Here is a 26,564-nt window from a genome sequence, read left to right as displayed (position 1 = left end):
CGCCAGTTGCAGCAAGCCCTCGCCAAAGGGCTACCTGCGTCGCCACCGATCAGCCGCCAAGCCGATCCGTGGTCTATCTTTCGTCCGGGCTCTCACACCCAATCCCATTTATGCGCTGCTTCGCCCCTCTCGCCAAGAGGGACGCGAACCGGCGCGCATATTTTTCGTACACAGATAAGATTGACCGGCTCTTATTTTCCGTGTACGTATATTCTCATGATGATCACGTGGGACGAGCCGAAGCGCCAAGCGAACCTTGCCAAGCACGGCATGGACTTCGCCGCCCTCGATCTCGATTTCTTCGCCAGCTCGGTCGTCGTCCCCTCGCGGGATGGCCGCTATGTGGCAGTCGGCGAGCTTCACGGCCGGATCATTGTCGCCGTCGTCTTCAAGCCCCTCGGCTCGGAGGCGCTTTCCGTCATCTCCATGCGCCGGGCTACCCGGAAAGAGAGAAGTCGTCTCCAGCCGTAGACCAAGGAGGGTCCATGACCGGCACCAAGCACACGCACCCGCTCTCCGACGAGGAAGAGGCGGTCATTCAACGGGGCATCGCCACCGATGCCGACAACCCGGAGCTTACCGACGAACAGATGGCGCAGGCCAAGCCGTTCGCCGAGGCGTTCCCGGACCTGATGGCGAGCATCAAGCGCGCGCGCGGACGGCCGAAGGTGGAAAGCCCGAAGGAGGCTGTCACCCTACGGCTCGATCCCGCCACGGTGGAGAGGTTCAAGGCGAGCGGCAAGGATTGGCGCAGCCGGATGGCCGAGGCGCTGGAGAAGGCGGCGAACGGATGAGGCCCGCCGTGACCTGTTTCGCGTCTCCCTCCAAGGGCGTGCCTATTCAGCGCATCCTTGGAGGGACGCTCGCGCGGCGCGAGACAATCGCACCCACATGACCCGCAGCCGCTACGCCGCCGGAATAGCCTCCGACACCTCCGCGACCACCTCAGCCGCGCTCTTATTGACGATATTGGGCGCGGGGAAAGCCGCTGCCGCCGCCTCCATAACCGCCGCCAGCACGTTGAACGCGCCTGCGTCCGTCGCAATCTGACCGGCGCCATCTTCATCGATCTCGGGATGATACTCGCGCAGCGCCGCCCACAGCATCGTGCGCAGCATCTTCACGCTGATCGTCTGCGGCTTGGCAGCTGCGTCAATCAACTCCATCACCATGCTGCCCGCAGGGCGGCCAGTTATAGTTTCCAGGCTGCACAAGGCATTGATTGAAAGAACAAGCGAATAGAACTTTTCGTCCACGTGAAGAATAGCAGTCGGCTTGTACTTCGAAGTCATAGCATTTTCCTTCATTGAGACATGTTTTCGCATAACACTGATGCATACGGCAGATATTTGCCGACGATCAGAATCTAGGAGAATTTGAGGGTGTATCCGTCATCAATCAGCCCCTGAATTTCGCCGAGAAGCTCGATTACTTCATCGCGATTCCATGTAACCTTCGATCCGGTGATATTGACGTACGCCGGCGCCCGGCTGGCATTGTCCGTCGAACCCGGCGGTGCCGCATTGGCGACGGCGGTATAGGGCACGCTCGGCCGGCTGGATCCGCCAGGGCGGGCCGCCGCAATGGTGGCAATCTGCGCCGCGCCGGCAGCGGCAACGGAAGCCGCTGCGGCCATGTTCACCGGGAAGGGCAGCTCCAGCGCCTTAGTGACGCCTACCGCTGTGTTGATGACCGCTTCGGCGATACCGAACGCCTTGGCCGCTGCGAACCCCTTTTCGCCGAAGGTCTGTGCCAGCGTCGCCAGGCTGCCGAAGGTGTCCGCCGTGAAGCTGAACGTGTCCTGCAGCTTCTGTCTTTCTGCGGCAGCTTGGTTTTCCGCGATGGCGCTCATGCGCTCGGCATGCGCCGCTTGCTCCCGCTCGGTCCACTGGTTGTATTCCTCGCGCGCCATCCTGCCGGCCTCGAAAGAGGCAAGAAGGTCCGCCTGCCGCTGCTCATGGGCGGCGAGTTCAAGCTCGCGTTCGGTGGAAAGAGCCATTTTCAGGCCCTCGATGCGGGAAGCGAGTTGCGCCGCCGCCTGATCCTGTTCGCTGCTCCCGCCACCGCCGCCGCCCTTGGCCGGCGGGGTGATGGGAGACCACTCGGCCGGCTTGGTCGGCGGCAGCGGCGCCGTGGCCGGCATTGTCGAAGCCGAGCCCCAGCTGCGATTGCCCTCGCGTACCAGTTCGGCGAGTGCGTCACGCTGGCGCTCAGCCTCAACGATACGGTTCTTAAGGTCGCCCATGATGGCGTAGTTGCGCGTCGCTTCATGCTGGGTGAGTTGCTTGCGCATGCCGGCGATCTCGCCATCGAGCGAGGCGAGCGCCGATTTCGGCGCATCGGCGACAACCTGCACCGCGTTTGCCATCGCGCTCGGCATGTCGCGAAGCGTCTTGACCAGCTTCACCACGGCGCCTTGCAGGTTGATGCTGATGGTATTGGCGATCTGGTCAAACTCCTTTCGGATGTTCGCCGCCTCCTTCACCACGTCATCACCCAGCACGTTCCCCAGCTCGTGCGCTTGCTGGATCGTCTGCCGCAGGCCCCTTTCGCCCTGTGTGATGAGCTGCACGAACTGCTCGCCGCCGGAGCCGCCGAGAAGCTCATCGAAGATGCGAATCTGTGCCGCCTTGTCGATGTCGCCGAGGCGCCGGATGATCTCCAGCATCATCTCGGAAGGGTCTTTGATCCGCTCGGCAAGGTCTGTCGCGCTGAAGCCCAGCCGCTGGAAAGCCTCCGCTGCGCTGCCGCCGCCCGTGGTGATGAACTCGTCCGCCCGCAGGTTCAGTTCTTTGAAGCCATCCACCATGGCATCGATGCCGATGCGGTTGCTCTCCGCAACGAACTTCCATTCCTGAAAGGACCGGAGGGAGAGGCCGGAGCGCTTGGCCTGATCGTCCAGTTCGGCGAGGGCGTTGACCGATCCGTTGATCGAGGCCGTCACCGCCGCGAAGGTCAGGCCGGCAATGCCGGCACGGATGCCGGCGGCAGCTGCCTGAAAGCCTTTCGCCGCCGCCCCCATGCTGGCCTCGGCTTCCCTCGCGAAGGTCTTGGCCTGCTTGCCCGACTGCGCCAGACTGTTCTCGAACTCGGCGCTATCGAGGCCGAGACTGACGCGCAGGGCGCCGACGACTTGTCCTTTCGCCATAGGCGAGCCTCCGCTGGTGCTAGAAAGAGGTTGCCGGCCGCGCCACTTTGGATGAGAGGCCGCCGGCTGTCGGGGTTGTTGGGGACACTCGCCGACTTGTCCCGAGGGGGGAACTGAACCCCTCAACCGTGGCCGCCAGCGCCAGCGAGCGGCCACGGAGACTGCTACGCCGGCAGCGTGACGGCGGGGATCTTGCAGAAGGCCGCTTCGTGCTCGGCGGCGATGTCGGCCCGCAGGTGCGCCACGAAGGCATACTGGTGATAGTCGGCGTACCGCTCCTTAAGGATTTCGATACGCAGCTCGCTGCGAATGCCGACCATCAGGCGCGACCAATCACCCGCCAGAATAAGCGACTGATTGGCGCCACCCCCGAGATTGGTCGGGATCGAGGTCGTTGCCAGCCGGGGCGTGCTCGCGATCGCGGGCGGGATGATGAGCGGATTGCCTTCACCGTCGAGCTTTTCGGCCAGGGCGCCCTCGTCGCGTGGCGACATGATGAACGCCGTGGCGTCGCTGTTAGCCGTGCGCAAGGCCGTCCGCATCCGCACCAGCGGCACATAATTTGCCAGCTCCAGCGCCGAATAGCCGCTCGCGGTCAGCCCCGCGAAGTTAGCAACGCCGCGCGGCTGACTCCCCGATCCGCTGCCCATCAGCGCCACCCGGTCCAGTTCGGTCGCCATGGCTTGCGCAATCACATTGGGCAGCGCCGTCCCGATGTTGATACTGTCATCCAACAGCTCGCGGGAAATGCGCACAATGACCATGAGGGACTTTGGCGCAAAGGGTACCTTGGCGAACGTCGGGTCACTCTCAGCCGCCGCCTCATTCTCGGCGCGCCAGGCAGGCACCGGGTCAGTCGCGACCTTGGCAAACGACGCATTGTCGGACGTGATCGGGATCGTCAGGGCGCCCGCCCGCATCACCACCGAGGCCGCCCGCATACGGTCGATCATCGGTGCCATGATGACATCGGGCACGGTATAGCCGCCGGCCGAATCCGTGCTCTCGGCAAGGGCGCGCCGCTCGACGGCACTCTGCGGTCCCCGCACCATGGCGCGGAGGAACCCGCCGGGGGTGAGACCCCGATATTCATTGAAGCCGCGGCCGGCGGCGCCGCCGCCGCGAAGGCTCCGCAGGGCGCCGCCGAAGCTCTCATTCAGCCGGAGGGCGCGCGTCACATCGGAGGGGCCGGACGCTCCCGGACCGCCGCCATACTCATAGCTTTCACCATCCTCAACTCCGCGCGCCTCGCAGTCGCCGGGCGTCGGGCGGAAGGGGTTGCCGCCTTCGGCGCGCGCCTCACGGCTTCCCAACTTGCCGCGCCAGTCCTTCTCGCGCTCGCAGGCGTCATAGAGGGCCATGAACCCCTCATGCGCCTGCTCCAGGCCGGGGCCGTCGCTCTCGCTGGCGCCGTCCATGCGGTCGAGGTTGAGACGGGCGGCGCGCATCACCTGGTTCTGGCAGTCGTTCAGCGCCGACCAGTCGAGCGTGTGCGGCTCGAAGTTGGCGTCGTGCCGAAGCCCGAGCTTCTGCAGGATGGAAGCCGAATGACGGCGCATTTCCAGCGCCTGACGATCGGTAACAATGTTCTTCATGGGGAAGACCTTCGGAGCGGATGCGGGCGCTGAAACGAGCAGAGGCACCGCATCGGGGTTGAACCGGATGCATTGGCCCAAGCGCGCTTCGCCATCAGCGTTGCCGTTCGGAAGGCCGTCAGAAAGTCGAAGCCATCAGCCGCGACCACAGACAAGCCCCCAACTCCTACCGCGAGACCGGCAGATTGGCAACTCTCATGCTCATGGCGAAACACGCCGCGCCGACTTAAGGCGCTGATTTGTCTATTGAAAAAAAACCATACCGCGAATTACGCGCCGAAAAACTCGCTATTGGGCGCCGGTACGGAGGCGAGAGGCGGGAGAGTTTAACCCTCCCCCTTCCCCGTGCTCTTCGGCCGAAGCCGGGGATGGATGGCAGCCGCATCAAGCGCCCGCATCGTTGCCTCGGCCTTGGCTCTCACCCGCTCGCGCTCTTCCGCGCTGTGAGTGACCCGGCCCAGCCTGCGCTCCTCCATCTCCCGCATCATCCGTTGCTCACGGATGCGACGGCTCTGCTCGGTCACTCGCTCATCCTTGACCTGATCGCATACCCGCCTCAGTTCCGGGGGCGAGGGATGGAAGCCGTGGCCAAGGGCGCCCGATATGATCCGCTGCGTCGCCTTGTGCAGGTCTTCGGCTGCGACCACCACGCGCCCGCCCTGCTCATCCTTGAGCGCGAGCATGAACACGGCTTCCTCGATGCGAACATCGGTCATCGAACGGCGAGGCAAAGCGCCGAGCTTGGCCAGGGCCTCCAGCAGGTCTTTCAACGCCGCCATGCGCGGCGGATCGGGCACCAGGTCACTCATCGGCGTCACCTTTGCGAAGATCGGCGAGGCGCCGCAGCGCATGCTCACCAAGTGAGACGGGCCGGCTCTGGCCTTGCTGGGGGGATGCGGCCGGCCACTTCACATCGAAGCCTCGCCATCCTCGCAACAGCATCTGGTCGGCAGCGGCGTTCGGGTCGGGGGCCTCGGCGAGCTTGCCGGCCAGTAGCCGGGCGGCGTGCGGCGTGAGCGGGGCGCGCATGCGTTGGCGATGGTCGATCACGGCACGCGCCCGCTCGGCGTCCAGCACGTTCGCCAGTTCATCAAAGGGCGTGTGCACTGCGCATATCCCCTTCTGCTTCGAAGGCCCCTTCGGATACACCGGAGCCGTCGCCGAAGTGCTGGGTGCGCTACTGTCGTAAGACAGTGGTCGTTCTAAAAAGAGGTCGTTATCTTCCGAAGGAAGAAGGTGTGTCCGGCTGGTCTCCCTATGAGGGGCCGGCTGGTCCCCCTCCCCGGCACCCTCGAAGTCGTCTTCGTCATCGCCGGCATTGTCATCCTGCGGTGCTCGATCAGGGATGTGAACGCGGTAGCGATTTGCCAACTGCGTGCCCCGTTCGGAGAAGCGCGGTTGGACCGAAACGTAGCCTTCGGCCTCAAGCTGCCGTAGAGAGCGAGCGATAGAGCGCGGCGCGGCGCCCAATCGCTTAGCCAATGTATCCCGCCGAATAATGCACCAGCCATTATTATTGGTATGAGAGCCTATTACGCAGAGAACTCTCAAGGCGAAATCCGTCAAAGCTGTATTATATACAGCCTCTCCGGGAATAATACTGTAACGCGGGCTCATTTTCTGTTGCCCACCTCCGGCCCGGCAATGGAAGGCGCTTTGGCCTTAGCCTCCTGCTCAGCAAGCCAGGTGGAAAGAGAGGCACGCCGCGAGCACACCTTCTTGCCGATCTTGAACGTCGGTATCTGGCCTCGGGCGTGGAGATGGTAGACCTGCGCGGTCGTCATATTGAGGCACTTTGAAATGGCCTCCACGCCGTACAGCAGATCGGTAGCGTCGGAGCCATCGACCATGTTGCGGTTCCTTTCTTGTCGCGCCCATGTCGCGTACAGTTGCGGCTAGCACCGGCTAAATCTGGCTAACCCGTTGAAATTCTTGTCACGTCCGCTGCAACAAAAAACCCGCCTCCGATAGGGTCGGAAGCGGGTTAAGCCTTTGATCTATAATATCAAAACTGGCGTACGTTCACTCACTCCCCGAAGTACACGCAGAACATCGCGAACTGATCGCGATGCACCGAGCCGAGCCGATTGGTCCGGCGCAGCTCCGGCGCCAGGTCGCGCCACACCTTGAGCGCCGGGGCATAGACCGGATCTTGCAGCAGCACCGGCGGCGCCAGCGCCTCGCCATTCTCGGCCGGCGCCTGGGCGAGCAGCCCGGCGATGCGATCCGCTTCGGCAACCATCGCCCGCACCGACTTCCGCCGCCGGCCGGGGTGCCCCTTTCGTTCCTGCGCGACAGGATCGCCGCGCCTGCCTCGCTTCGCCATCTCAACCTCGATTTTCTGATGTGCGGCAGGGGCTTAAAAAAACCTCCCGCCAGAATTCCGCGCCCAAAAACTCCCTATTGGGCGCCGGTACGGAGGCGAGGGGGCGGAGAGTTTTACCCTCCCCCTCCCCGCCGCACGATTTGGCTTACAACCTACTAAGCCATTGATAGATCACAATACTTCGCGCATCGAGCTCACGCCGAAGGCATGAGCATCCGCGTCAGTCGCACGGCCTCCGGGCTGTCGAGCCAGAGCGCGCTCGCCGCGATCTGACCGCGATCCCGCATCGCCTCAAGCTGCTGCTTGATCGTGGCATGGTGCCACTGGCAGCACGGCTGCCACATATCAGCGCGCCAGAAGAGTGCCATGTCGCCCCGGTGCGGCTCCACATGGTCCACCACCGTCGCCGGCACATAGAGGCCGACAGCCCTGCACCCCAGGCACAGGCAATTGTCGTCCATGGCAAGGAACGCCTTGCGCGCCTTGTCCCACTCCGCCGTATAGCCCCGCTCTCGCGAGGAACCGCGCCGGCTGTCATAGGCCTGCCGGGGCGAAACACCCTGCCCGCGTTGCCCTTCCGGCCTGTAGCTCGGCGGGCGCGTGGGCATGGCAGGCTCCGGAAACGACAACGCCCGGCCGCAAATGAATGGGGCCGGGCGCAAGAAGGTCAGCTTCTATTTCGGAAGGAATATCACTTCCGAAACGCCGTCAAGTCGAAATGATCCAGAAGCGCCTGCAGGCCACGAACAAGGTGTGGACGGTCCCATGCAGAGATGGCGTTGTCGTAAACAGCCACCTCACGCACCAGCCGCCACGGGCGCTCCCCGCAGCTCAGAAGCGCCTTCTGCGCAGCGTCATGAGAGATGACGACTCGCACCAGCGCTCGCATGCGCGCATTCCGCTTCGCAAGCTCGCGCACATCGCCGCCGTTCCGCAGAAGCTCGGCCACGATGCCCTCATCCTCGGCATCGTGCCCGCCCGTCCGCCGCAACCCTTCCTGATAGGAAGGGCTTGCGGCCGAGCGGCGGGGAAGTCCCTTCATCCGGTCATAGCTGGCGCAAAGCTCGGCATAGCGCATCCCCGCGCTCATCTGCCGGCTGTCGATCTGGTCGAGCAGCCGCATCTGGCCGAGCGTCGATCCGAGCGCAGGATCGGCTGCGCCGCGCTTGGCCTCGATCAGTATGCGCCGCACCATGGCGGGCGAGGCGAATTCCGGCTTCGACTTGAGTTTACCGCAGGCATAGCGCGCCCGCGTCGTGTCCCGGTTACGTCCAGTCTGGCTCATCGCCCTCTCCCTCACCCGCCGCTATTCGCAAATTCCGCCATGTCGTCGCTGTTGGCCGCCGCCTCGCCCGGCGGGTCGGCGCCGGGCATGGGCGGGCGGCGCATGGGGAAGCTCCGCCCCGGCAGGCGCGCCATGGACCCATCCGGCAGCCGGGTCAGGAAGCGGCCATAGGTGAGCCGGTGCGCGTTGCCGGTCGCCGCGAAGGCCTCCTGCCAGGCCTGCCAGTCCGCGCTGCCGGCCGGCACGAACACCCAGCGTTCATCCGTCTTCCCGCTCATCGCCCACTGCACGGCCCGGCTCACCGGGTCCGCCTCCACCGGCCGCGCGGCAACCGCCTCGGCAGCCGGAGCCGATGCCGGCAGTGAGGCGAAGCGCTCCCAGCGCCGTTCGGAGAGGTACGTGGAGGGATCGCAGATCCGCCGCTTCACGGCCCGGCAATGGTCGAGGAAGCGCGAGGCAAGGGCGAGAGCCTGCGCCCGGTCCACCGGCGCAAGCCGAGCCCATGCCCGCAGGAACTTGGCCTTGCTGGCAGCGGGATCGGGATCAAACATCTCCCACAGCGCATCGGCCTGGGTGTCCGGCAACGCCGGTGCCGTCCCCTGTTCCCCTTCCCCATCGGAATTTGAAATCCCCGCCCCGGCCCCCTGGGGGGCTTGGGGGGAAGGTTCATCTGAAGGTTCTTTCTTTAGGTTCAAGTCCCCCGCACCGTGCGGGGTACGTACCCCCTGTTTTTGCGGGGGTGCACCCCCCTCTCCTGCGGGGGTACCCACCCCCGCAAATTGCGGGGTACCCTGCGGGGAGACGAGCAGCCGCACCATGTCGGTGGTGCGCCGCCCTGTCTTGTCGAAGCGCCCCTCGCGCGCCAGCAGGCCCAGCGCTTCCAGCGCCTTCATGTGGCGGGCAATGCTGTCGCGCGACATCTCGGTCACGGTCGCCAGCGTCGCCTGCGAGGGGTAGCAGTAGCCGTCCTCGTCCGCGTAGTTGGCGAGCGCCAGCAGCACCAGCTTGGCGCCGGGAGAGCCCGCGCGCTGCTTGTTCGCCCAGGTGATGGCCTCGACGCTCATACTGCCTCTCCCCGCAGCTGGGCCGCGAGGCGGCGGCCGATCCAGTCCATCACCCGCCGATTCATGGCGTTGCCGCAGGCGCGGTAGCGCGGGCCGTCCGGGCATTCCTCGGCCGGGCGCCCCCGCCAGGGAATGAGCGTGTGGTCGTCGGGCAGGTCCTGCAGCCGCTCGCATTCCCGCGGCGTCAGGCGCCGCACGCCGAACGATCCCATGACGCCATTCATGCGCCGCGAGCCCATCTTGGCGTCGAGCGTGGCGTGCGTGGTGTTCTGGCGAAAGACGGATTGCGACTGCTGAAATGCAATAGCCACCTGACCGCCCGCATTGGCGTGCGAGCCGGCATGATTCATCGCCCGCAGCGTCGGCGCGATCTCACCGGCATCGGCGCCGTGGTCCTTCGACGAAAAGGCGATAGCCGGGGGGTGTGCGCCCGCTGCCAGCGGATGGCAGGGGTCGCCCGGCTGCGGATGGCTGCGGTTCGCCCGGCTGGTGATCTGCGTGGTGTCGAACGCGATGGCCTGCGCCTGCGGCGAGCCGACATCGAGCGTGCCGGCGACATCGCCATAGACATCGGTATCCTGCCGCGCATTGAAGGCGATGGCGTCGTAAGCGACCGCGCCCGGCCGCTTGGCGCGCAATGCAGGCGCCATTTCCTCGACAATTCCAAGCCCCGACCGCGATGCAGCGCGACCATCCGCCCCCTCGCCTGACCGGTCGATACAGTCGCTGTCTATGCCCCACGCCACCGGCACCAGCGGCGTACCGCGCCCCGTACCATCCTCGCTGGCGTCGAAGCCCTCGCCACGCAACGTGTGGGCGATGAAGGTTTCGACCTCGAAGTCGACACGCTGCCCCTTGGCCGTCAGGCAGGCGGCAACGTCGATGGCGCCTGTAGTGTTACCCCCCCCATAGGCCTCTCCGACGAGAGGGATGTCGTCGGTGGAATAGCCGCCACGGCTTCGAGCGCCGCCGCCAAGCGTGCCGGCAGGGTCTTCCCCCGCGCGCTCACCCGCCGCAGGATCCCGGCGCAGGCTTTCCCACTCAAGAAGTACTTCGGCGGGATCGGCCCCCGCTCCAAAACCGATGACAACGAAGACACGCTCGCGTCGTTGGGGCACGCCGAAGTGTTGAGCGTCGAGAACCCGCCAAGCCGCCCGTGCGAGTGGCCCCTCAACCATACCTTCACGGGGCCACCGGCACGATTGCCAGCCAAAGGCGAAGCCGACGTCATGGCTGCGCCGGTCGAAGACGGGGCACGGCCCCCACACGGCGCCGGGGGGCTCCAGGGCAGCATCTCCCCCGACAAGCGCCGCCAGGAAACAGCCGAAGGCATTGTCGCGGGTGGAAAGTACGCCGGGGACGTTTTCCCACACAGCGAGGAAAACAGGTCCGTCGTCATAGGTGGCGCGCTGGCGCCCCGCAAGCGCATTGGCGAGGGCATGGGCAAGCCTCACGAAAGAGAGGGAAAGGTTGCCGCGCGGGTCGGAGAGCGAGCCCCGCTTGCCGGCGACGGAGAAACTCTGGCAGGGCGTGCCGCCCGCCGCCACGCGCGGCAGGGCGATGCCGAGCCGGCGAAGGTGCCGCACGCGCAGCGCGGTGAAATCGCCCCACAACGCCGGGCCCGGCCCGGTGCGGCGGCCGCGCGCATCCTGCGCCCGGAAGCGATGCTCCAGCACCGCGCGCGGAAAGGGCTCGATCTCGGAGGCCAGCACCGCCTCGATGCCGTGCGGCGCGAAGCCAAGCTCGGCCGCGCCGATGCCGGAACAGACGGTGACAAGGGGAAAGGTCACTCCGCCCCCTCCCCGCCCGCAGGCGCCGCCGTCGCGGCGAGGTGGTCGACCACGGCGCCAATCGGCCCCAGCGGTGCGCCGTCGCCGTCGCGCTGTACGGCGGTCGCGAAGGCGGCCGGGGGCACGCCGTGCTGCATGGCAATGGAGAGGATCGCCGCCGCGTCGCGGGCATTGGTCTCGGCGTCGGAACCGCTCTTCGGCCCGCCGACGAACACTTCGCCCACGCGCCCGTCATCGTAGTAACCGAGCGTGACGACATAGAAGATATTGCCGAGCGTGAAGCTCATGCTCTCGGCAAAGCGCCGCACGGGAAGTGTTTCGCGCGTCATTCGGCGGCGTCCTTCATCATCAGGGAAGCGAACAGCCCTTCGGTCATCGGCGCCGCGGGCGCCGCCGCCTGCGGCACGCGCCACTCGCGCTCGATCCGCCGGCGGGCGATGTCGGCATATTCCGGGTTGAGTTCGATCAGCACCGCCCGCCGGCCATGCCGCGCGGCCACCAGCCCCGTGGTGCCGGCGCCGCCGAAAGGATCGAGCACCAGCCCACCCTTGGGGCAGCCGGCCAGAATGCAGCGCTCCGCCAGTTCGGGCGGGAAGGTCGCGAAATGCGCGTCGGAAAAGGGCCGCGTCGCCACCGGCCACACGCCCAGCGGCGCCGGCTCATAGTTGCGCAGGTTGCGGCCCTCGCCGCGGGGCGTGGCCTCTATGCCGGTGTGGTTGATATGGCCGGCATGGCGCGGCCCGGCGATATCGGCCGCGCGCAGCTTTTCCTTGGTGTCCCACCGGTCATTGAAGCCGGCCATGCGCCGCCCGCTGGAGGCGCCCGCCGCGGCGGCGGAGGCGGCAGTTTGCGCCTGCTTGTTGCCGCGAACGGCCCGCGCGCCCGGCTCACCACCGACATAGGAGCCGCCGCGAAACACTGCGGCGTCTTCGTTGGAGGCCCGCCCCTGCCGCACCGCCTCGGCGTCGTAGTAGTAATCGTAAGCTGACCAGAGATTCACCCGGCGCCAGCCCTCGCCCTCCTGCGGGGCATCAACCTCGACGCCGCTTTCCTTCTCGATCCAGCGATAGTCAGGCGCCGGCGGAGTGAAGGCCCATCGGCCGTCGCGGTGCTTCCAGCATGTCGGCGATCCGCTCTTGGAGAGCAGAAACACCTTCTCATGCGCGGTCGCGGGCCGGTCGCGGATGCTCTCCGGCATGGGGTTCGGCTTCGCCCAGATGATTTCCGAGCGCACCCACCAGCCATCTTCCTGTAGGGCGATGGCGAGCCGGTTCGGCACCATGCAGAGGTCTTTGGGCTTCAGATACCCGCCAGCCATAACCCGCCCACCATGAGCGGCAGCGGTCGATCCGAGATTCTCACTCGCCCCGACCCGGGCCGTTTTCTCGTAGCCCGGCGCATAGATCGGCCCAATGGTCGAGAACGGCTTGTCCCGAAAGGTCCGGTCATCCGTGCCCGCCGCCTTGCAGTCCGCCGCGCTGCGCCCGTTCGGGCTGGTGGCGTAGCAGTCGCCATAGTTCACCCACAGCGTGCCCGTCGGCTTCAGCGCCCGCCGCATTAAGCGAAACACGTCGAGCATCACCTCGAGGTGCTCGCCCAGCGTCCGCTCAAGACCGATCTGCCCATCCACGCCATAGTCGCGCAGCCCCCAATAGGGTGGCGAGGTGACGACGCAATCGACGCTGTCCGGCTCCATCGCCGCCAGCCGCGCGCGCACATCGCCCAGCAGGATCGAGACGCGCCCGTCGAGAATGACGATATCGTTGACCACGCGCCCGTCGATAATGACGATATCACTCACCGCACCGCCTCCGCCGTGAAGTCCGCGCGGCGGCGGGCATGCGCCAGCTTCATGTTGCGCGGCTGGAACATCGAGCGCAGATGCGCCGGGTTGCAGCAGCGGCGCACCCGGCACTCATGGTCCAGCTGCTCGCCCTTCCGCAGCGGGCGCCCGCCGGCGATGTGCCACACCACCTTGTGCACGGCCTGCGTCACGCCCTGCCACTTCACGCGGCCATAGCCGCCGCCGCGCCCGCTGCCGCTGTCGGCGCCCTGCCACACCCAGCAGCCCTTGGCGGGGCAGATCGTCGTCAGGGCCGCCAGCCGGGGCGGCAGGCTGTCGAAGGAAAACGGCACCATCACCGCCCCTCCCGTATCGCGGCGGTAAGGCCCGCCACCTCGGCGGCCAGCGCGGCGTCGGCGGCGATCAGCCTCTCGATCTTCCGCACCGCGTACAGCACGGTCGTGTGGTCGCGCCCGGCGAAGCGCCGCCCCACTTCGGGCAGCGAGCGCAGGGTGAGCGTCTTCGCCAGATACATCGCGATCTGGCGCGGCTTCACCACATTGGCCGTGCGCCGCTGCGAGAGAATATCGGCCGGGGTCACCTTGTAGTGCCGCGCCACGGCGCGGATCACGCTGTCCACCCGCACCGGCGGCGGGGCGCAGCGCGTCAGCCCGCGCATCGCCGTCTCAGCCGTCTCCATCGTCACCGGCGCCGTGCCCATGCCGCTGAACGCCAGCAGCCGGTTCATCGCGCCGTCCAGCTGCCGCCCGCCGCCGGGGCAGCTTTGCGCAATATAGGCCAGCACCTCACCCGGCACGGCAAAGCCGGGCGCGCCTTCCGCCATCTCGGCGGCGCACATCTCCGCCATCGCTCGGCGCGCCTCAAGGTCGGGCGGCTCCACCTCCAGCGCCAGCCCGCCGCACAGGCGAGAGGCCAGCCGCTCATCGCCCGTGGCGAAGTCGCCCGGCGGCGTGTCCATCGCCAGCACCATCTGGCGCCCGGCCTCGGCGCAGTGCTGCATCACCCGCAGCAGCGCCGCCTGCGCCGCCCGGCTGCGCAGCCCCTGCGCATCGTCGATCGCCAGCAGCACCACCCCGTCCAGCGTTTGCAGGAAATGGCCGCCATCGCCCGCGCCCAGCGCCCGCAGCAGAAACGCCTCGGCGGAAAGGTAGAGCGCCCGGCGCCCCGCCTCGCGCGCCGTGGCGACGATCGCCTGCAACAGGTGCGTCTTGCCCAGCCCCGCGCCGCCATGCAGCACCAGCGGGTTGAAGGCGGGGCCGTCATCAACGGCATCCGCCACACGCTGCGCCATCGCCAGCGGCAGGCGGTTGCCTGCCCCGGCATGGAACCGTGGGAAGGTCAGGCTGGGGTTAAGGGGCAATCCGCCTTCCGCCGCTACCGGCTCCGCCTCCAGCATGGGCGCAGCCTCGGGTGAAGGCGCCGGCCGTAGCGCCGCAAGGCGCGGACGCAGCTTTCCCGCCAGCATGCGGGCACGCAGTTCCTTGTAGTGGCGCATCAGCCCGGCGGCGTCGGTCACGCCCGGTGGTAGCGCGTCGCCCATCTCAATCATGGCCCGCCTCCTGCAAATTCAAGCTGTTACAGTGGGTGTTTCCCGTGGAGCGGGGCACAGCGCCCGGCTTTTCCGGGGCGCCGCAGCTGCGCGGATGCAGGCCGATGTAGCGGGCCAGCCGCGCCAGCCCGTCGAAGGAAAGCGCATGCCCGTTCTCGCAGCGGGAAACCGTGGCGGCGCTCACCCCGGCCGCCTTCGCCGCCTCGCGCACGCCCTGCCCGCGCATCTCGCGCGTCACCCGCACCCCGGCGCCCAGCGTCGCCCAGCACACTGGCCCGGCCGGGCGGGGCGCCGTGGAAGCCTTCAGCGTCACGGGGTCGAGAAACAGCACGGCGCAGATCGCCATATGCGCGTCGGCCGCCACCGGGTGCGCGCAGGCGGCGCGGCGCCACAGCCGCAGGCTCACGCCCGCCACCTCGGCCAGCCGGCATTCCGCCTCGCGCTCCAGCCGCAGCCCGGCCATGTGCCGCGCTAGCGCCTCGGTGCGGGTCTTGGCGTTCATTGTGGGGTGGCGGCTCATAGCGCCCCCTCCGCTTTTTCCCGCAGGCGGGAATAGAGGTTGCTCAGCGCCGCCAGCGCCTCATGCACCTCCGGCAGCGCCGCCCGTGCCTCATTGGCCGTGATCGCCGCGCCGCCTTCGGAAAGCGGACTGGTGCTGGCGAAGATGCGCGCCACGGCCTCGCCCATCTCCCGCATGGCCTCGGCCGTCAGCTCGGCAACCGCGTCGCCCTCGCGCGGCAGCGGCACAAACACGCCGCCCGCGCACAGCGCCAGGTGCTCGGCCGCGTCGGTGCAGCCAAAGGCGCGGGTGAACTGCACCACCCGGGCATAGGAGATTTCAGAACCCGTCTTGTCCGGGTTCAGCTGCGCCCGCAGCGTCCAGTGCGAAACGTCCAGCAGGCTGGCGGCGATATAGATGCCCTCGGAAGCGGCCGAGCCATGCGAGCGGCCGATGCTGTCAAACATCTTGTCGAGCGCGTCATGCGCGCTCCCGGGGAGAAGGCGCTTGCTCATGGGGCACTCTCCCGTTCACGCGCGCCCAGCGGCGCCAGCAGCGCGCGCAGGGGCTCGATGGTGGTGGGTCGCACGGGGCGGAAATGGGCGGAGAGAAACCAGATTTCCGGGCCGAACGGCTCCAGATGCAGGAACACCCCGCCCCGAAACAGCGTGAGATCGGCAATGGTGTAGACGCAGCCGGAAACCGGCAGCGGGATCGGCGGGGCTACCCCCCCCTTCCCCACCCAGCCGTCATCCACGCACTCGACCATCTGGCCGGCGCGAAAGGCGCAAAGGCCGGTCATGGCGCCTCGCCCCCTTTGCTGTGGGTATCGGGGGACGCAACCGGGGCGGGTGTGTCAGTATGGCGGGGATGGCGCGCTGCAACCGCGCCATCCCCTTTCATCCCCGCGCGAGACACGCGCACGGAGCGAACAGCGATGTCAGAGACGAACAAGCCGAACCGCGAGATCGTGGTCCTGCAGGCGCAGATGGCAGCGGCGATGCTCTGCCTGAAATACATGGCCCAAGACGCAGCGGAGAGGACCGGCGACGCGCCGGGCTGGCTCGGCGCCATGAGGCTTTGGCTTACCTTCGAGAGCGAGGAGTGGCTCGATGCCGGAAAGCGCGCAGGCGTTTCCTCTGCATTCGTCGATTCGCTCCGCAAGCCGATGGCCGATTTCATCGGCAAGGTGACGACGCCAGACGCGCAGGCTTCGGCCGAAGGGAAATAGGCTTGCATACCGCGAATGGCGGCAAAATCCGCCGGGCGCGGCAGTGGCCGCGACGGCGGCATAGCCTCCATGAACTTCCTGAAATCGGGATCATCCCACTCGTCACGGTCCATCATCCCAACACCTCCGGGTGATTGGCATTTTCGGGGGAAGCCGCCGGCGGCAGAGTGGGCGGCGGGTAAAGGTCAGGCCGCAGCGCATGACGCGGCACGCCGGTGATGCGCTCCACGTCCAGCACCCGCTCGGCGGGAACCTTCCGCCACTGTGAGACGGCACCGTGGGTGATGCCGCACGCGCGAGCGATCTCGGAAACGATGCCGCGCCGCTTGGGGAGGATTTCGAGCAGATGAGACATGCCCACTTTGATAGCCAAACTAACATTCCGGCACAAGCCTCGTGTTAGTTCATCTGTCTGGCGCGTCGCACACCCGGGCGCACAATGTGCGCATGGCTAAAGTCCGCACCAACTTCAAACCGCCCAAGCCGCGCCACTTCATCCGGCAGTGGCGGAAGCACCGCGGATTGACGCAGGAGCAGCTGGCCGAAATCGTGGGCGTCACCCACGGCGCAATCTCGCAGCTTGAGCGCGGTGAGACAGGCTATACCCAGCCCATGCTGGAGGCCCTGGCTGGCGCGATGCACTGCGAGCCGGCGGACTTGATCATGCGCGACCCCACACAGGTGGGCGCGCCGTGGTCGATATGGGAGGCTCTCAAGCCGGCAGAGCGGGAAAAGGCGCTCGACTACATGCGGTTTCTGCAACAGCAGGTTGACGGACCCAAGGGCGGCAAGGCAGCCTGACCCTAGGTCTGGGGAGGCTGCATCATGAGACTTTGTCGCTGGCTAGCGGCTGCCGCTGGCGCGCTTGCTTTAGCAGGGTGCACCACCGACCAGGCAAAGCAGACAATGACCTCTCAGTGGGTCGGCCAGCCATTCGATTCCTTCATAATGAAGTACGGACCGCCGCGCAGCACGCAAGACCTTCCAGATGGCCGCGTGCTCTACACTTGGCAGTCGAAGGCGAACGTGTACCACATGCCGGCAACCGCCCACACGACTGTCTATGGCGGCGGCCGCTTTTCGACCCCAAGCGCCAGAACAACCTACTATCCAGCGTCGACAGTTGTTCGCAAATGCGCGGTACAGATCATCGCCCAGCCAAATGGGCTGATTTCGGAAATCATGCCGACGGAAGACCCGTGGGGTGAATGGTCGTCCTCTATGTGCTCCGAAATCTTCGCGGCAGGCGGGCCTCCTCCGCCCATCGCGGCACCCGAAGCGGCGGTCGAGCAATAGGAAGCCCCCCGGCTAGGGTGCGTTGGGCATCTGACAGCGAGCCTGTAAACCTCGGCGGCATCAAGTGATTCTCCCCACTTTTGCGGCCGAATGATAGCTGCACTGGTTCATCCCAAGCTGCACTGATAGCTAAACTCACATTTTCCGTTGCGGCGGATTGTTAGCTAAGCTATCACTACGTCCCATCATCTCACCGATGGGAGTACCCTCCGATGCACCGCCCGTTCTCTCCCCTGCCCACCCTCGCGCTGCCGCTCCATGAGGCCGGCGCCATTTGCGATGCAGTTTCCGATGAACTGCGCGCTCGTGCCGAAGCTGTCCGAGCAGGTCTCGTTTCTGGCTCTGCCTTGTCAGGCGAAATGAAGGCCGCGATTGAAAGCATTTCGGCGGCTTTTGCAGCTTGGCCTTCCGAGTTCGCCGCCATTTGCGACCGCGTGTCCGCCGCCGTGCGGGCCGAGGCCTATACCGACACGGTCGAACGCCTCGCCGGCGATGTCGAGGCCATCCTCGCCCGGCAGGGCAGCGTCGAAGAGGCTGATCTGCTCACCCTTGGCTGGTCCAAGCCCTCGCTGGTCGAGACGCTGCCCGACGCGCTGGATCGCGTGCGCGCCCGCGCCTCCCGCACCCTTTCCTGAGCTTCCTCCCAGGCGTCCGGCGGTTTCCTCGTGGCCGCCGGGCACTCGCCGGGGCGCGTGTTTCATACCTGAGCCCCCACGCGCCCCGGCTCTTTCTCCCAGCGCATTGCGCCTGACAGCCGGAGAGACGGCACCTCCCGGCGCCGTCGGCCCCGGCTGCGAGTGAGGCACCCCATGCACCAGCCCTCGCCCATCACCGCCCGCGATATCGGCCTCGCTCTGTGTGAGGTCGGGCGACTTGTCGCCGTGCTCGCCCCCATCGCCGTCGGCCTCGTCTGGGTCGGCATCCTGTCCTGAGCGAGGAGGAGGCTCCCATGCTCGCCCGCCTGCGCCGTCTCTCGCCCTCCGCCCGCCTCGCCTGGGCGCTGTGGGGCATCGCCCTCAGCGGCGCCGCCGGCCTGCTGCTCGCCGCCAGCGCGGGGAGGTGAGAATGGCCAAATCCCCCGCAGCCAAGTCTCCCGTCGAGCGCTGGGGCAGCGAGCCGCCCCGCCCGCGCAAATCCACCAAGGCGAGCGAAACCACGGCGGCGCTGGAGCAGGCGGCGGAACTGCCGAACGACCAGCCCGAAGAGGCGTCCCTGTCCGATACCGCCGCCGGCTTCGCCAAGGAACAGCTGAAATCCTTCATCGAGCGCATCGAGCGGCTGGAGGAGGAAAAGAAGACCATCGCCGACGACATCAAGGATGTCTTCGCCGAGGCCAAGGGCACGGGCTTCGATACCAAAGCCCTGCGCGCCATCCTGCGCATGCGGAAAGAGGATGCCGACCAGCGCGCCGAGCATGAGGCGATTGTCGATCTCTACATGCAGGCGCTGGGCATGATCCCTTTCGAGCGCACCCCGCTCGGCCAGACGATGGAGGGATGAGATGGGCAAGCCCACCGTAGTCGATACCGACGAGGACCATGATAGCCACCTCGCCCCGTGGGTGAAGCTTAATGTTCAGCAGGCATTCGAGGAATATCTCGGCTTCCGGCTCGGCGAGGCGGAGGCCGACCTACGCGCCGGGGTCGCCGTCGATTGGCGGGCCTTGCTCACCGACATCGACGACGCGACCGATAGCGTCGACTTCGAGGATCGGCGCGCATGGTACGCCATCGAGATCAAATGCCCCCCCCATCGTCGAGACGATCATCGGCGAGGCGTGGGATCTCGCCCGCGCCGGCGAAACGTCCGAAGCGCTGCACCGCCTCTCCCTTCTCACGCGCCCGAAATGGCAGAGCGAAGCCGCCTGCCGCGACCAGTACACGCTCGCCATAGCCGAAGCCCGCACCATCCGCCGCCACTCTCCTGTGAGGCTCCCATGAAGCTGATTGCCGAGCGCACCCACCTGCTCGCCGCCCTCAAGGCCGTGTGCCACCTGGCCGATAGCAAGGCGAAGATCCCCATGCTCGCCACCGTGCGGCTGCGCACGGAAGGCAACCGGCTTTTCATCGCCGCGACGGACAATGACGCCTATGCCGAGGCCGAGATCTCCGCAGAGGTGGAGCGCCAGGGCGCCGCCTGCATCGCGGCCGATGTGCTGCTGCGCATGACCGGCAATTTCCCGGAAGGCGCGCAGGTCAGCATAGACGCGGGCGACGCGCTCGCCACCGTCAAGGCCGGGCGCAGCCGCTATCAGCCGCATGTGCTGCCCGCCATGGATTTCCCGTCGACGTTCGTTCCCACCGGCAAGGTCGCGCGTTTCATGCTTATGCCGGAGGAGGTGCGGCGCCTGTTCGACCTCACCCGGCCCGCCGCCGCCAAGGGAATGAAGGACCGCACCTATCTCGAAGGCGTCTATCTCCACACCTCGGAGGATGATGCCCTGCTCTGGGGTGTCGCCGGCAGCGGCTATGTGCTGCTCGCCGCCAGCATCGAGGCGCCGGAAGGCGCGCAGGATCTGCCGAAAAAGCTGGAGGCCGACGGCCACAGCCCCGGCCGGGCGCGCGGGCTCATGGTGCCGCTGGAAAGCGTGGCGCATCTGCTCCGGCTCGGCGAAGTCGCGCTTGAGCTGGAGGCCGGGGAAAATGTGCTGGCCGTGCGCGGTGCCGGCGGCGGCGTGAAAGTGAGCTACGCCACCCGGCTGCTGGAAAACCGTTATCCGCCCTATGAGCGCGTCGTGCCGCCGCTGGAAGGCGCGCGGGTGACGGTGGAAGCCGGGGCGTTTTCCGCCGCCGTCAAGCGGCTGGCGGATATGGCCGGCAATGATGAGCGCGCCGTCGCCATCGAGTGGACCGAAGAGGGCGACCTCTCGCTCTGGCTCGACGATCACGCCGATGGCATTTACGGCACCGAGGCGATCGAGATCGAATCCCGCGCCGGCGCCGGCCGCGTCGGCATCCGCTCCGGCTTCATTCTCAAGGCCGTCGAAGCCGTCGGCCGTGGCCATGTCGAGATATGGTGCGCGGGCGAAGACAAGCCGGTGCGCTTCCGCAATCTGGACGATGCGGATCTCGTCGCCGTCGCCGCCCCGCAAACCCTGCGCCGCCGCCCGCATCAGGGTGCGGCCATGGCGGCGGGAGAGGCGGCATGATGGGCAACGTCAAGGCTGAACATAGCCGCGGCATGATCCGGCTGCGGCGCTCCCATCTCGATCCCGCCGGCGGCAAGCCCCAGGCCGAAGATATCGACCTGCTCACCGTGGTGCAGGCGCAGGCGCTCGCCGCCGATCTGCTCAACTGCGCTGGTGTCGCGGCCGAATACAAGTCCCGCACGGAGCACGAGGAAATCCGCCGCCTGGAAGCGGAAATCAAGGTGCGCCAGGAGCGGGTCGCCGAGCTTCAGGCGCAGCTATGAGCGGCAATCCCTCCCGCCCCATCACCATCGTCCTGCTGATCTTCCTCGCGGTCTGCATGGTCGCGACAGACGTGCAGCACATCGGCCTTCTCGACAGCGCGATCGCCGCGCTGCGGGCCGCCCCCCATGGAGAGAGAGCATGACGGTCTCGTTTGACCTCGGCTGGTGGGCTGTTCCGCTGGCCATCAACGTGGTGCTGTTCGCAGCCGCCATATGGAGAATCCCGCCGGCCGAGCCGAATGGCTACTTTCCCGACATGGGGCCAGCCATCGTCGGTTTCATTAACTTCGCCTGCGCCACCATTGCTTCGCTGGTCGCATGGCTCATTTGGGCGGTGCTGACATGAGCACCGCCAGCAAAGAGAGCGCACAACCTAATGATTTGCAGGAGGTTGGTCGCACCCCCTCCGGTTACACGATCTACCGCCAGCCAAACGGCGTCGGCGGGCATAGTTATTGGAGCGATGAGATCGGCGGCGGCGTCCACGTTTGGGACACATGCCTCGTGGGCGATGAGACGCTGCGGGCATGCCTCGAAATCGAAGCTAGTCGCATAGCCTCCGAAGACGCGCAGCGGTCATCGAGCGGCGGCAAAGAGGACGCCGACCTCTGCCCGATCTGCGCCGAACCGCTCAAGCCGGACGACATCTGCGCCACCGATATCAGCGAGGGCATTTGCCACGCGGCCTGCCTGGAAGGCTCGCCCGTCGTCGATCTTGACACCGGCGAGGAGACGGGCGGCAAGGCCGATACGTATCGCTATGGGGATGTCGCGGAACCCTCGGTGCCGAAGGATCGGGAGCCATGACGGAAGACCCTTCCGCCCTCCGCGCTGCGCCGCCGCTGTTTCTCAATGACCGGCAGTTGCGCGAGATCGTGGCGCCACACATCGGCCTGGACCGCTTCCGCTCGATCCTGAGGGCGCTGGAGGCCAAGGGCTTCCCACGTGCCAACACGCAATTCGGCGGGCGTTATTACCCCGCTGTCCGCACATGGCTGGACGCGAGCAACGGTCTGGGCAAGACTACAACCGTTGGAATGGCCGAGGATGGCGAAGAAAACTGGGATGCCCCCAAGAAGCGACGCTCCGGGCCTAAAATGGCGGACGCGCACTGACGGGCGCCGCACGGCTTATTGGGTAGCCTCCCAGGTCTGCCGCGACTGCAAGGGCTATCCTGACCGCACGGTGCGCCTTGCCGAAGGCTTGAGCGAAGAGCAGATCGCCGCCGCCTGCCGCGACCACACGGAACGGCTGCGCGAGTGGATCGCCACCTTCGCCGGCAATGAGCGCCCCCTCACCGTCTATGACGGCACCATTCTCAGCCTCTCCCGGCTCTTTCAGGAGCACCCGGACAGTTCCTTCCACGAGGTGAAGGCGAACACCCGCAAGAGCTATGTCGACAGCCTCAAGGTCATCGAGGCGACGGTGGGCGCGCGCGTGGTTCCCGGCGTCACCGTACTCGACATCAAGCGCTGGTTTCGCAATTGGGGCTCGCCGGCCGAAGAGGGCAAGCCGCCCCGCCCCAAGCGCGCCCATGATGCCGTCTCCATGTTGCGCCAGCTTCTGCGCTTCGGTCACGCGCTCGGCTATGACGAATGCGGCGCCCTGGCCGAGCGGCTGAAAAACCTCCGCTTTCAGAGGCCGGGCGCGCGCGAAGAGGAAATGAGCCTCGGCCAGGCCGTCGCCTTCATCGCCAGGGCGCTTGAGCTTGGCGAGCGCGACATGGCGATCGGCGTCGCCGCGCAGTTTGAACTGATGCTGCGGCAGAAGGACATCATCGGCGAGTGGGGGCCGGCGAACCTGGAGGCCTCCGGCGCCGTCCACCATGGCGACGAGACATGGACCGGCGCCTTCCGCTGGGACAACCTTCCGGGCTGGCGCCTCCGCCTGCGAACCTCGAAGACCAAGGCCCGAACGGTCTTCGACCTGCAGTCCTATCCCCTGCTCTTCCCGCTGCTCGAATCCGTGCCGCATGACGAGCGCACCGGCGCCATCGTCAAGGGTGAGCATGGCCTTCCGGTGCGCGAGCGCAGCTATCGCAAATGGTTCCGGCAGATCGCGCGCGCGGCCGGCATCCCGGACTCGGTATGGTCCATGGACAGCCGCGCCGGCGGCGCCACCGAGGCCTTCGAGGCCGGCGCCGATATCCGGGCCATCGCCGCGCACCTCACCCATTCCAATCTGGCGACAACGCCGCGCTACATCCGCAAGACCGAGAAGCAGACGGCCGAGGTCGCGCGCATCCGCGCCAGCAGCCGGCCGACCGAGGCCAAGGGCGAGTAGCAGAACGCCGCGGCGCCCCTGCCGCGCGAGGGAGAAGGCCGGTGATCGAACGTCAGAACGGCAGGGAGCCAGATCAAGGGCTTGAGGGAGTTTCGAATCCTGCTGCCCCGACCAGCCCTCTTGATGATGGCAATGCCGCTGCTAAGCCGCGTACCGCCCGCGCCGGATCCCGACTCATCCCAGGCAACCGGGACTGGAACGGGCTCTAGCCCCCGCGGAACAGCCGGTGCTCAATTCGGTCGCCCACCGCGATTCCCTTGGCGCGCACCGTGCCGGCGGGCAACTCAAGCACGGCCTTGACCGGCATCCCCGAGGAAATTGTCTCCGTCGACAACGGCACCGTGTCGGTGGCGATGCTGGCGATGCGCCCATCCGCGCGGATGAACAGCATGTCGAGCGGGATATAGGTATTCTTCATCCACATATAGATCGGCTGCTCGACTCCGAAATCGAACAGCATGCCGGCATCGGGGGCCAGTTCGGTGCGGTACATCAGGCCCTTGGCCCGCTCCGCCGGCGTCACCGCCATTTCAATGGTGATGCCGAGCGGCCCACCCTTGGTGAGGATCGTCAGCTTCTCGACCGTCGCGCCCGCCGGCAGCAGGCTGGCGAACAGAAGGCCGGCGAGGGCCAGGGCGGCGGCCAGCGCGCGCAGCGGTCGGCACGCGAGAAGAAGAGCGTGGCTCAAACGCACAGAGATCATCGGTCAACGACGCCGGGGCGCCTTCCCTAGTGAGACGAGGGGGTGGCGGCACCATCCGGCCGCACTTCGGCGGCCATAAGGCCCTTGGGTCCCGGCCCGAACCGCACCAGCACCATCTGGCCGGGGCGCAGCTCGGCAAGGCCGTGGCGGCGCAGCGTCTCCATATGCACGAAAATGTCCTCGGTGCCCTCGCCGCGCGAGAGAAAGCCGAAGCCGCGCAGCCGGTTGAACCATTTCACCCAGGCCCGCTCGAACCCCCCGACCGGCTGAACCGTCACATGGGTGCGCGCCCGCGGTAGCTGCGAATGATGCAGGGCGGTCGTCTCGTCCATGGAGAGCACCCGCAGCGCCTGGAAGCCGCGCTCGCGCGCCACCACCTCGCACACCACGCGCGCGCCTTCCTGTGCCGTGTTGAAGCCCCCGCGCCGCAGGCAGGTGACGTGCAGCATCACATCGCCGCTGCCGTCGTCGGGAACCACGAAGCCGTAGCCCTTGGATAGGTCGAACCATTTTATGGCGCCAGCGATGAGGACAACCTTGCCTTCCTGGCGCTTGCTCTCGCTGGCGTCGCGATCGGCGTCCTCGCGAGAGTTCGTTCCCGTACGCGGCAGAGACCCGTCCGACACCATCGGCTGCCTACCTCCAGGAAAGCCCATTCGCCCCAGCCGGCGAAATCATGATTCCGAGCCCCAAGCATAGCACCCGCCGCTGCCACGAAAACACCGAAATCGATTCGGCGCGCGATTCCGCCTCAGCGTGACAGCGCCGCCTCGAGCACGTCGCCAATGTCGCACCGGACCACCAGATCGGCGATGTCGTCGAGTTCGGTCGACTCGCGGTTGATGATGACGAGCGTGGCCCCGGCGCGCTTGGCCTGCACGGGAAAGCCGGCAGCGGGCCACACCACCAGCGAGGAGCCGACGGCGAGAAACACGTCGCAGGCACCGCTCAGTGCCCGCGCCCGGCTCATCGCCTCCATCGGCATGGGCTGGCCGAAGGAAACGGTCGCGGTCTTGATCGGCCCGTCGCAGGCGGGGCAGTCCGGCGCCCTCTCCTGCTCCGCCGCGAAGCGGGCGCGCACCCAGTCGAGTTCATAGCGCAGGCCGCAGCCGAGGCAGGTGGCGTAGGTCGTGTTGCCATGCAGTTCGACCAGCCGCGCCTCGGGCACGCCGGAGGCTTGATGCAGGCCGTCAATGTTCTGCGTGACGATGGCCTGCAGCCGCCCCTCGCCCAGCAGCCGCGCCAGCGCCCGGTGGCCCCGCCCCGGCCGCGCGCCGGCAAAAGCAGCCTCCATGGCGAAACGCCGCCGCCACGCCTCGTCGCGCATCTCCCGCCGCTCCAGGAATGCCTGGAAGTCGATCGGCCGGTTGCGGCTCCACAGCCCGCCGGGCGAGCGAAAATCGGGAATGCCGCATTCGGTGGAAATCCCGGCGCCGGTGAAGGCGACGCCGGCCCGCATTCCCTCCAGCACGGGACGGAGCGCCTGTGCCGCCGCCTTGATGTCATCGCCTGCGGTCATATGTTTCGCTCACCCGATCCGCAGCCCACGCGGCGGCAGCCTTCGAGAGGATTCATGAAGTACCTTCACACCATGGTGCGCGTCACCGACATCGACGCCTCGCTGGATTTCTACTGCAACAAGCTGGGCCTCACCGAGGTCCGACGCAAGGAATCGCCGCAGGGCCGGTTCACCCTCATCTTTCTGGCCGCGCCCGGGCAGGAGGGCGTCGCCGAGGTGGAATTGACCTACAACTGGGATCCGGAAACCTATGGTGAAGGCCGCAATTTCGGCCATCTCGCCTTTGAGGTCGACGATATCTACGCCGCCTGCCAGAAGCTGCAGGAAGGCGGCGTGACCATCAATCGCCCGCCGCGCGACGGGCGCATGGCCTTTGTCCGCTCACCCGACAACATCTCGATCGAGTTGCTGCAGAAGGGCGAGGCGCTGCCGGCGCTGGAGCCCTGGGCCTCCATGCCGAACACCGGCAAGTGGTGAGAAATCCCTCGTCGGAAGCCGGGGCGCCCGCGCCTCGGCACCGGGCGGCCCTTCCCTCCTCCGCGCGCTGTGGATGGGCGGATTGGTGTGGGCTGGGTGGGAAAAGGGAGATTGGCTCGGGCGGCACGCGGGCCTGTGGATGATGCAGTCACCCCCATCTTGCGCGCCGCCGCGCGTCACCCTATAAGGCACCCGCCTGCGCGCCCTTCGTCTATCGGTTAGGACGCCACCCTTTCACGGTGGAGAGAGGGGTTCGACTCCCCTAGGGCGCGCCACTTCCGTACAAAACCGCGAACACCTTGCGGGGTGTTCTGCTCGGCAAGCACGGACCTTTCCAGCATCGACCTGAGCCGTGGATGGCCGCGACGCGCTGATTGTCTTCACCCGCGTCGCTCGGCGAGTGCATCTAGGCTTTGCGGACCGGCACCGCACCCGCGCCGTTTCGCGTTGGCCGACCTGACCGAACCGCATTCGGCTGGCCTGCCCGGCCCTCCCGTCACGGCGGCGTTCCCCGTTCGGCGGGAGCTAGCCGATCCACGGCACTATTCCATCACGTTGGGGAACAGCAGCGTCCGGCCGAGTCG

At 66.9% G+C, this 26,564-nt stretch carries 39 protein-coding genes, 1 tRNA gene and 1 pseudogene; 17 read left to right on the top strand and 24 right to left on the bottom strand.

Features of this window, described 5'->3' with window-relative positions:
* The first annotated feature begins 216 nt into the window (after positions 1–216).
* Positions 217–471 (top strand): BrnT family toxin, encoded by a 255-nt coding sequence (locus tag AAC979_RS06840; protein ID WP_371346069.1) that lies wholly within the window; start codon positions 217–219, stop codon positions 469–471.
* Positions 472–485: 14 nt separating this feature from the next.
* On the top strand, positions 486–794 hold the full coding sequence (locus AAC979_RS06835) for a BrnA antitoxin family protein (protein WP_371346068.1): 309 nt from the start codon (positions 486–488) through the stop codon (positions 792–794).
* A gap of 111 nt (positions 795–905) precedes the next feature.
* Here AAC979_RS06835 and AAC979_RS06830 read toward each other — a convergent pair whose 3' ends face one another.
* From AAC979_RS06830 to AAC979_RS06740, 19 genes and pseudogenes are all read right to left on the bottom strand, one after another.
* A complete protein-coding gene (locus AAC979_RS06830; protein ID WP_371346067.1) occupies positions 906–1,292 on the bottom strand; it encodes a hypothetical protein in 387 nt (128 codons plus the stop codon).
* 74 nt (positions 1,293–1,366) lie between these two features.
* Positions 1,367–3,022, bottom strand: a complete 1,656-nt coding sequence (locus AAC979_RS06825) for a hypothetical protein (protein ID WP_371346066.1) — start codon at positions 3,020–3,022, stop codon at positions 1,367–1,369.
* 290 nt (positions 3,023–3,312) lie between these two features.
* The gene (locus AAC979_RS06820; RefSeq protein WP_371346065.1) at positions 3,313–4,743 is read right to left on the bottom strand and encodes a phage major capsid protein; all 1,431 of its coding nucleotides are present in this window, start codon (positions 4,741–4,743) and stop codon (positions 3,313–3,315) included.
* Positions 4,744–5,069: 326 nt separating this feature from the next.
* A complete protein-coding gene (locus AAC979_RS06815) occupies positions 5,070–5,552 on the bottom strand; it encodes a hypothetical protein (RefSeq protein ID WP_371346064.1) in 483 nt (160 codons plus the stop codon).
* Complete coding sequence (locus tag AAC979_RS06810; protein WP_371349013.1) at positions 5,545–5,850, bottom strand: hypothetical protein; 306 nt, start codon at positions 5,848–5,850, stop codon at positions 5,545–5,547. The genes AAC979_RS06815 and AAC979_RS06810 overlap by 8 nt, the downstream gene beginning before the upstream one ends.
* Positions 5,851–6,162: 312 nt before the next feature.
* Positions 6,163–6,360: pseudogene (locus tag AAC979_RS06805) on the bottom strand (helix-turn-helix domain-containing protein); the annotation flags it as partial.
* A complete protein-coding gene (locus AAC979_RS06800; protein WP_371346063.1) occupies positions 6,357–6,593 on the bottom strand; it encodes a DNA-binding protein in 237 nt (78 codons plus the stop codon). The gene AAC979_RS06800 and the pseudogene AAC979_RS06805, both read right to left, overlap by 4 nt.
* Before the next feature lie 176 nt (positions 6,594–6,769).
* Positions 6,770–6,985 (bottom strand): hypothetical protein, encoded by a 216-nt coding sequence (locus tag AAC979_RS06795; protein ID WP_371346062.1) that lies wholly within the window; start codon positions 6,983–6,985, stop codon positions 6,770–6,772.
* A gap of 278 nt (positions 6,986–7,263) precedes the next feature.
* Complete coding sequence (locus AAC979_RS06790) at positions 7,264–7,677, bottom strand: HNH endonuclease (RefSeq protein ID WP_371346061.1); 414 nt, start codon at positions 7,675–7,677, stop codon at positions 7,264–7,266.
* 83 nt (positions 7,678–7,760) lie between these two features.
* Positions 7,761–8,354: a hypothetical protein gene (locus AAC979_RS06785; RefSeq protein WP_371346060.1), complete on the bottom strand. Its 594-nt coding sequence runs from the start codon at positions 8,352–8,354 to the stop codon at positions 7,761–7,763.
* Positions 8,355–8,365: 11 nt separating this feature from the next.
* On the bottom strand, positions 8,366–9,418 hold the full coding sequence (locus AAC979_RS06780; protein ID WP_371346059.1) for a helix-turn-helix domain-containing protein: 1,053 nt from the start codon (positions 9,416–9,418) through the stop codon (positions 8,366–8,368).
* Positions 9,415–11,208, bottom strand: coding sequence for a DNA cytosine methyltransferase (locus AAC979_RS06775; RefSeq protein WP_371346058.1), 1,794 nt, complete (start codon positions 11,206–11,208; stop codon positions 9,415–9,417). The genes AAC979_RS06780 and AAC979_RS06775 overlap by 4 nt, the downstream gene beginning before the upstream one ends.
* Positions 11,205–11,537, bottom strand: coding sequence for a hypothetical protein (locus AAC979_RS06770; RefSeq protein ID WP_371346057.1), 333 nt, complete (start codon positions 11,535–11,537; stop codon positions 11,205–11,207). Before AAC979_RS06770 ends, AAC979_RS06775 begins: the two co-directional genes overlap by 4 nt.
* Positions 11,534–12,979, bottom strand: a complete 1,446-nt coding sequence (locus tag AAC979_RS06765; RefSeq protein ID WP_371349012.1) for a site-specific DNA-methyltransferase — start codon at positions 12,977–12,979, stop codon at positions 11,534–11,536. Before AAC979_RS06765 ends, AAC979_RS06770 begins: the two co-directional genes overlap by 4 nt.
* Positions 12,980–13,005: 26 nt before the next feature.
* The gene (locus tag AAC979_RS06760; protein WP_371346056.1) at positions 13,006–13,347 is read right to left on the bottom strand and encodes an HNH endonuclease; all 342 of its coding nucleotides are present in this window, start codon (positions 13,345–13,347) and stop codon (positions 13,006–13,008) included.
* Complete coding sequence (locus tag AAC979_RS06755) at positions 13,347–14,561, bottom strand: chromosomal replication initiator protein DnaA (protein WP_371346055.1); 1,215 nt, start codon at positions 14,559–14,561, stop codon at positions 13,347–13,349. Before AAC979_RS06755 ends, AAC979_RS06760 begins: the two co-directional genes overlap by 1 nt.
* The gene (locus AAC979_RS06750) at positions 14,554–15,081 is read right to left on the bottom strand and encodes a helix-turn-helix domain-containing protein (protein WP_371346054.1); all 528 of its coding nucleotides are present in this window, start codon (positions 15,079–15,081) and stop codon (positions 14,554–14,556) included. Before AAC979_RS06750 ends, AAC979_RS06755 begins: the two co-directional genes overlap by 8 nt.
* Positions 15,078–15,575, bottom strand: a complete 498-nt coding sequence (locus AAC979_RS06745; RefSeq protein WP_371346053.1) for a phage regulatory CII family protein — start codon at positions 15,573–15,575, stop codon at positions 15,078–15,080. The genes AAC979_RS06750 and AAC979_RS06745 overlap by 4 nt, the downstream gene beginning before the upstream one ends.
* On the bottom strand, positions 15,572–15,862 hold the full coding sequence (locus AAC979_RS06740) for a hypothetical protein (protein ID WP_371346052.1): 291 nt from the start codon (positions 15,860–15,862) through the stop codon (positions 15,572–15,574). The genes AAC979_RS06745 and AAC979_RS06740 overlap by 4 nt, the downstream gene beginning before the upstream one ends.
* A gap of 135 nt (positions 15,863–15,997) precedes the next feature.
* On the opposite strand from AAC979_RS06740, the gene AAC979_RS06735 reads away from it, so the two are divergent.
* Complete coding sequence (locus AAC979_RS06735) at positions 15,998–16,291, top strand: hypothetical protein (RefSeq protein WP_371346051.1); 294 nt, start codon at positions 15,998–16,000, stop codon at positions 16,289–16,291.
* Positions 16,292–16,403: 112 nt separating this feature from the next.
* On the opposite strand, the gene AAC979_RS06730 is transcribed toward AAC979_RS06735, so the two are convergent.
* On the bottom strand, positions 16,404–16,646 hold the full coding sequence (locus tag AAC979_RS06730) for a transcriptional regulator (RefSeq protein ID WP_371346050.1): 243 nt from the start codon (positions 16,644–16,646) through the stop codon (positions 16,404–16,406).
* Between the two features lie 92 nt (positions 16,647–16,738).
* Here AAC979_RS06730 and AAC979_RS06725 point away from each other — a divergent pair, with 92 nt between their 5' ends.
* The 5 genes from AAC979_RS06725 to AAC979_RS06705 all read left to right on the top strand — a co-directional run bounded on the left by AAC979_RS06725 (position 16,739) and on the right by AAC979_RS06705 (position 19,087).
* On the top strand, positions 16,739–17,092 hold the full coding sequence (locus AAC979_RS06725; protein ID WP_371346049.1) for a helix-turn-helix domain-containing protein: 354 nt from the start codon (positions 16,739–16,741) through the stop codon (positions 17,090–17,092).
* 105 nt (positions 17,093–17,197) lie between these two features.
* Positions 17,198–17,587 carry a hypothetical protein gene (locus AAC979_RS06720; protein WP_371346048.1) on the top strand — a complete coding sequence of 130 codons (390 nt, stop codon included), beginning with the start codon at positions 17,198–17,200 and terminating at the stop codon, positions 17,585–17,587.
* Positions 17,588–17,946: 359 nt separating this feature from the next.
* Complete coding sequence (locus AAC979_RS06715; RefSeq protein WP_371346047.1) at positions 17,947–18,222, top strand: hypothetical protein; 276 nt, start codon at positions 17,947–17,949, stop codon at positions 18,220–18,222.
* Between the two features lie 174 nt (positions 18,223–18,396).
* Positions 18,397–18,519 carry a hypothetical protein gene (locus AAC979_RS06710; protein WP_371346046.1) on the top strand — a complete coding sequence of 41 codons (123 nt, stop codon included), beginning with the start codon at positions 18,397–18,399 and terminating at the stop codon, positions 18,517–18,519.
* Between the two features lie 280 nt (positions 18,520–18,799).
* A complete protein-coding gene (locus AAC979_RS06705; protein WP_371349011.1) occupies positions 18,800–19,087 on the top strand; it encodes a DUF2312 domain-containing protein in 288 nt (95 codons plus the stop codon).
* 236 nt (positions 19,088–19,323) lie between these two features.
* On the opposite strand, the gene AAC979_RS06700 is transcribed toward AAC979_RS06705, so the two are convergent.
* The gene (locus tag AAC979_RS06700; RefSeq protein WP_371346045.1) at positions 19,324–19,506 is read right to left on the bottom strand and encodes a hypothetical protein; all 183 of its coding nucleotides are present in this window, start codon (positions 19,504–19,506) and stop codon (positions 19,324–19,326) included.
* Between the two features lie 17 nt (positions 19,507–19,523).
* Between AAC979_RS06700 and AAC979_RS06695 the strand changes: the two genes are divergently transcribed.
* The 7 genes from AAC979_RS06695 (at position 19,524) to AAC979_RS06665 (ending at position 23,281) form a co-directional block, all read left to right on the top strand.
* Entirely contained in the window at positions 19,524–20,735 is a 1,212-nt protein-coding gene (locus tag AAC979_RS06695) for a DNA polymerase III subunit beta (protein ID WP_371346044.1), read from the top strand.
* Entirely contained in the window at positions 20,732–20,998 is a 267-nt protein-coding gene (locus tag AAC979_RS06690; RefSeq protein ID WP_371346043.1) for a hypothetical protein, read from the top strand. The genes AAC979_RS06695 and AAC979_RS06690 overlap by 4 nt, the downstream gene beginning before the upstream one ends.
* The gene (locus AAC979_RS06685) at positions 20,995–21,141 is read left to right on the top strand and encodes a hypothetical protein (RefSeq protein WP_371346042.1); all 147 of its coding nucleotides are present in this window, start codon (positions 20,995–20,997) and stop codon (positions 21,139–21,141) included. Before AAC979_RS06690 ends, AAC979_RS06685 begins: the two co-directional genes overlap by 4 nt.
* Positions 21,138–21,344, top strand: a complete 207-nt coding sequence (locus AAC979_RS06680) for a hypothetical protein (protein WP_371346041.1) — start codon at positions 21,138–21,140, stop codon at positions 21,342–21,344. The genes AAC979_RS06685 and AAC979_RS06680 overlap by 4 nt, the downstream gene beginning before the upstream one ends.
* The gene (locus tag AAC979_RS06675) at positions 21,341–21,805 is read left to right on the top strand and encodes a hypothetical protein (RefSeq protein ID WP_371346040.1); all 465 of its coding nucleotides are present in this window, start codon (positions 21,341–21,343) and stop codon (positions 21,803–21,805) included. Before AAC979_RS06680 ends, AAC979_RS06675 begins: the two co-directional genes overlap by 4 nt.
* A complete protein-coding gene (locus tag AAC979_RS06670) occupies positions 21,802–22,113 on the top strand; it encodes a hypothetical protein (protein WP_371346039.1) in 312 nt (103 codons plus the stop codon). The genes AAC979_RS06675 and AAC979_RS06670 overlap by 4 nt, the downstream gene beginning before the upstream one ends.
* Positions 22,114–22,183: 70 nt before the next feature.
* Entirely contained in the window at positions 22,184–23,281 is a 1,098-nt protein-coding gene (locus AAC979_RS06665) for a tyrosine-type recombinase/integrase (protein ID WP_371346038.1), read from the top strand.
* Between the two features lie 205 nt (positions 23,282–23,486).
* Here AAC979_RS06665 and AAC979_RS06660 read toward each other — a convergent pair whose 3' ends face one another.
* The 3 genes from AAC979_RS06660 to AAC979_RS06650 form a co-directional block, all read right to left on the bottom strand.
* Entirely contained in the window at positions 23,487–23,984 is a 498-nt protein-coding gene (locus AAC979_RS06660) for a DUF192 domain-containing protein (protein WP_371346037.1), read from the bottom strand.
* A 26-nt stretch (positions 23,985–24,010) separates the two neighbouring features.
* A complete protein-coding gene (locus AAC979_RS06655; RefSeq protein WP_371346036.1) occupies positions 24,011–24,613 on the bottom strand; it encodes a cold-shock protein in 603 nt (200 codons plus the stop codon).
* 122 nt (positions 24,614–24,735) lie between these two features.
* Complete coding sequence (locus tag AAC979_RS06650; protein WP_371346035.1) at positions 24,736–25,503, bottom strand: NAD-dependent deacetylase; 768 nt, start codon at positions 25,501–25,503, stop codon at positions 24,736–24,738.
* 54 nt (positions 25,504–25,557) lie between these two features.
* Here AAC979_RS06650 and AAC979_RS06645 point away from each other — a divergent pair, with 54 nt between their 5' ends.
* On the top strand, positions 25,558–25,980 hold the full coding sequence (locus tag AAC979_RS06645; RefSeq protein WP_371346034.1) for a VOC family protein: 423 nt from the start codon (positions 25,558–25,560) through the stop codon (positions 25,978–25,980).
* 200 nt (positions 25,981–26,180) lie between these two features.
* Positions 26,181–26,255 (top strand) — tRNA-Glu (locus AAC979_RS06640).
* Positions 26,256–26,564 lie beyond the last annotated feature (309 nt).

The sequence above is a fragment of the Ancylobacter sp. IITR112 genome (assembly GCF_041415945.1).
GTDB lineage: Bacteria > Pseudomonadota > Alphaproteobacteria > Rhizobiales > Xanthobacteraceae > Ancylobacter.
This window is presented reverse-complemented; position numbering and strand designations above follow the sequence as displayed.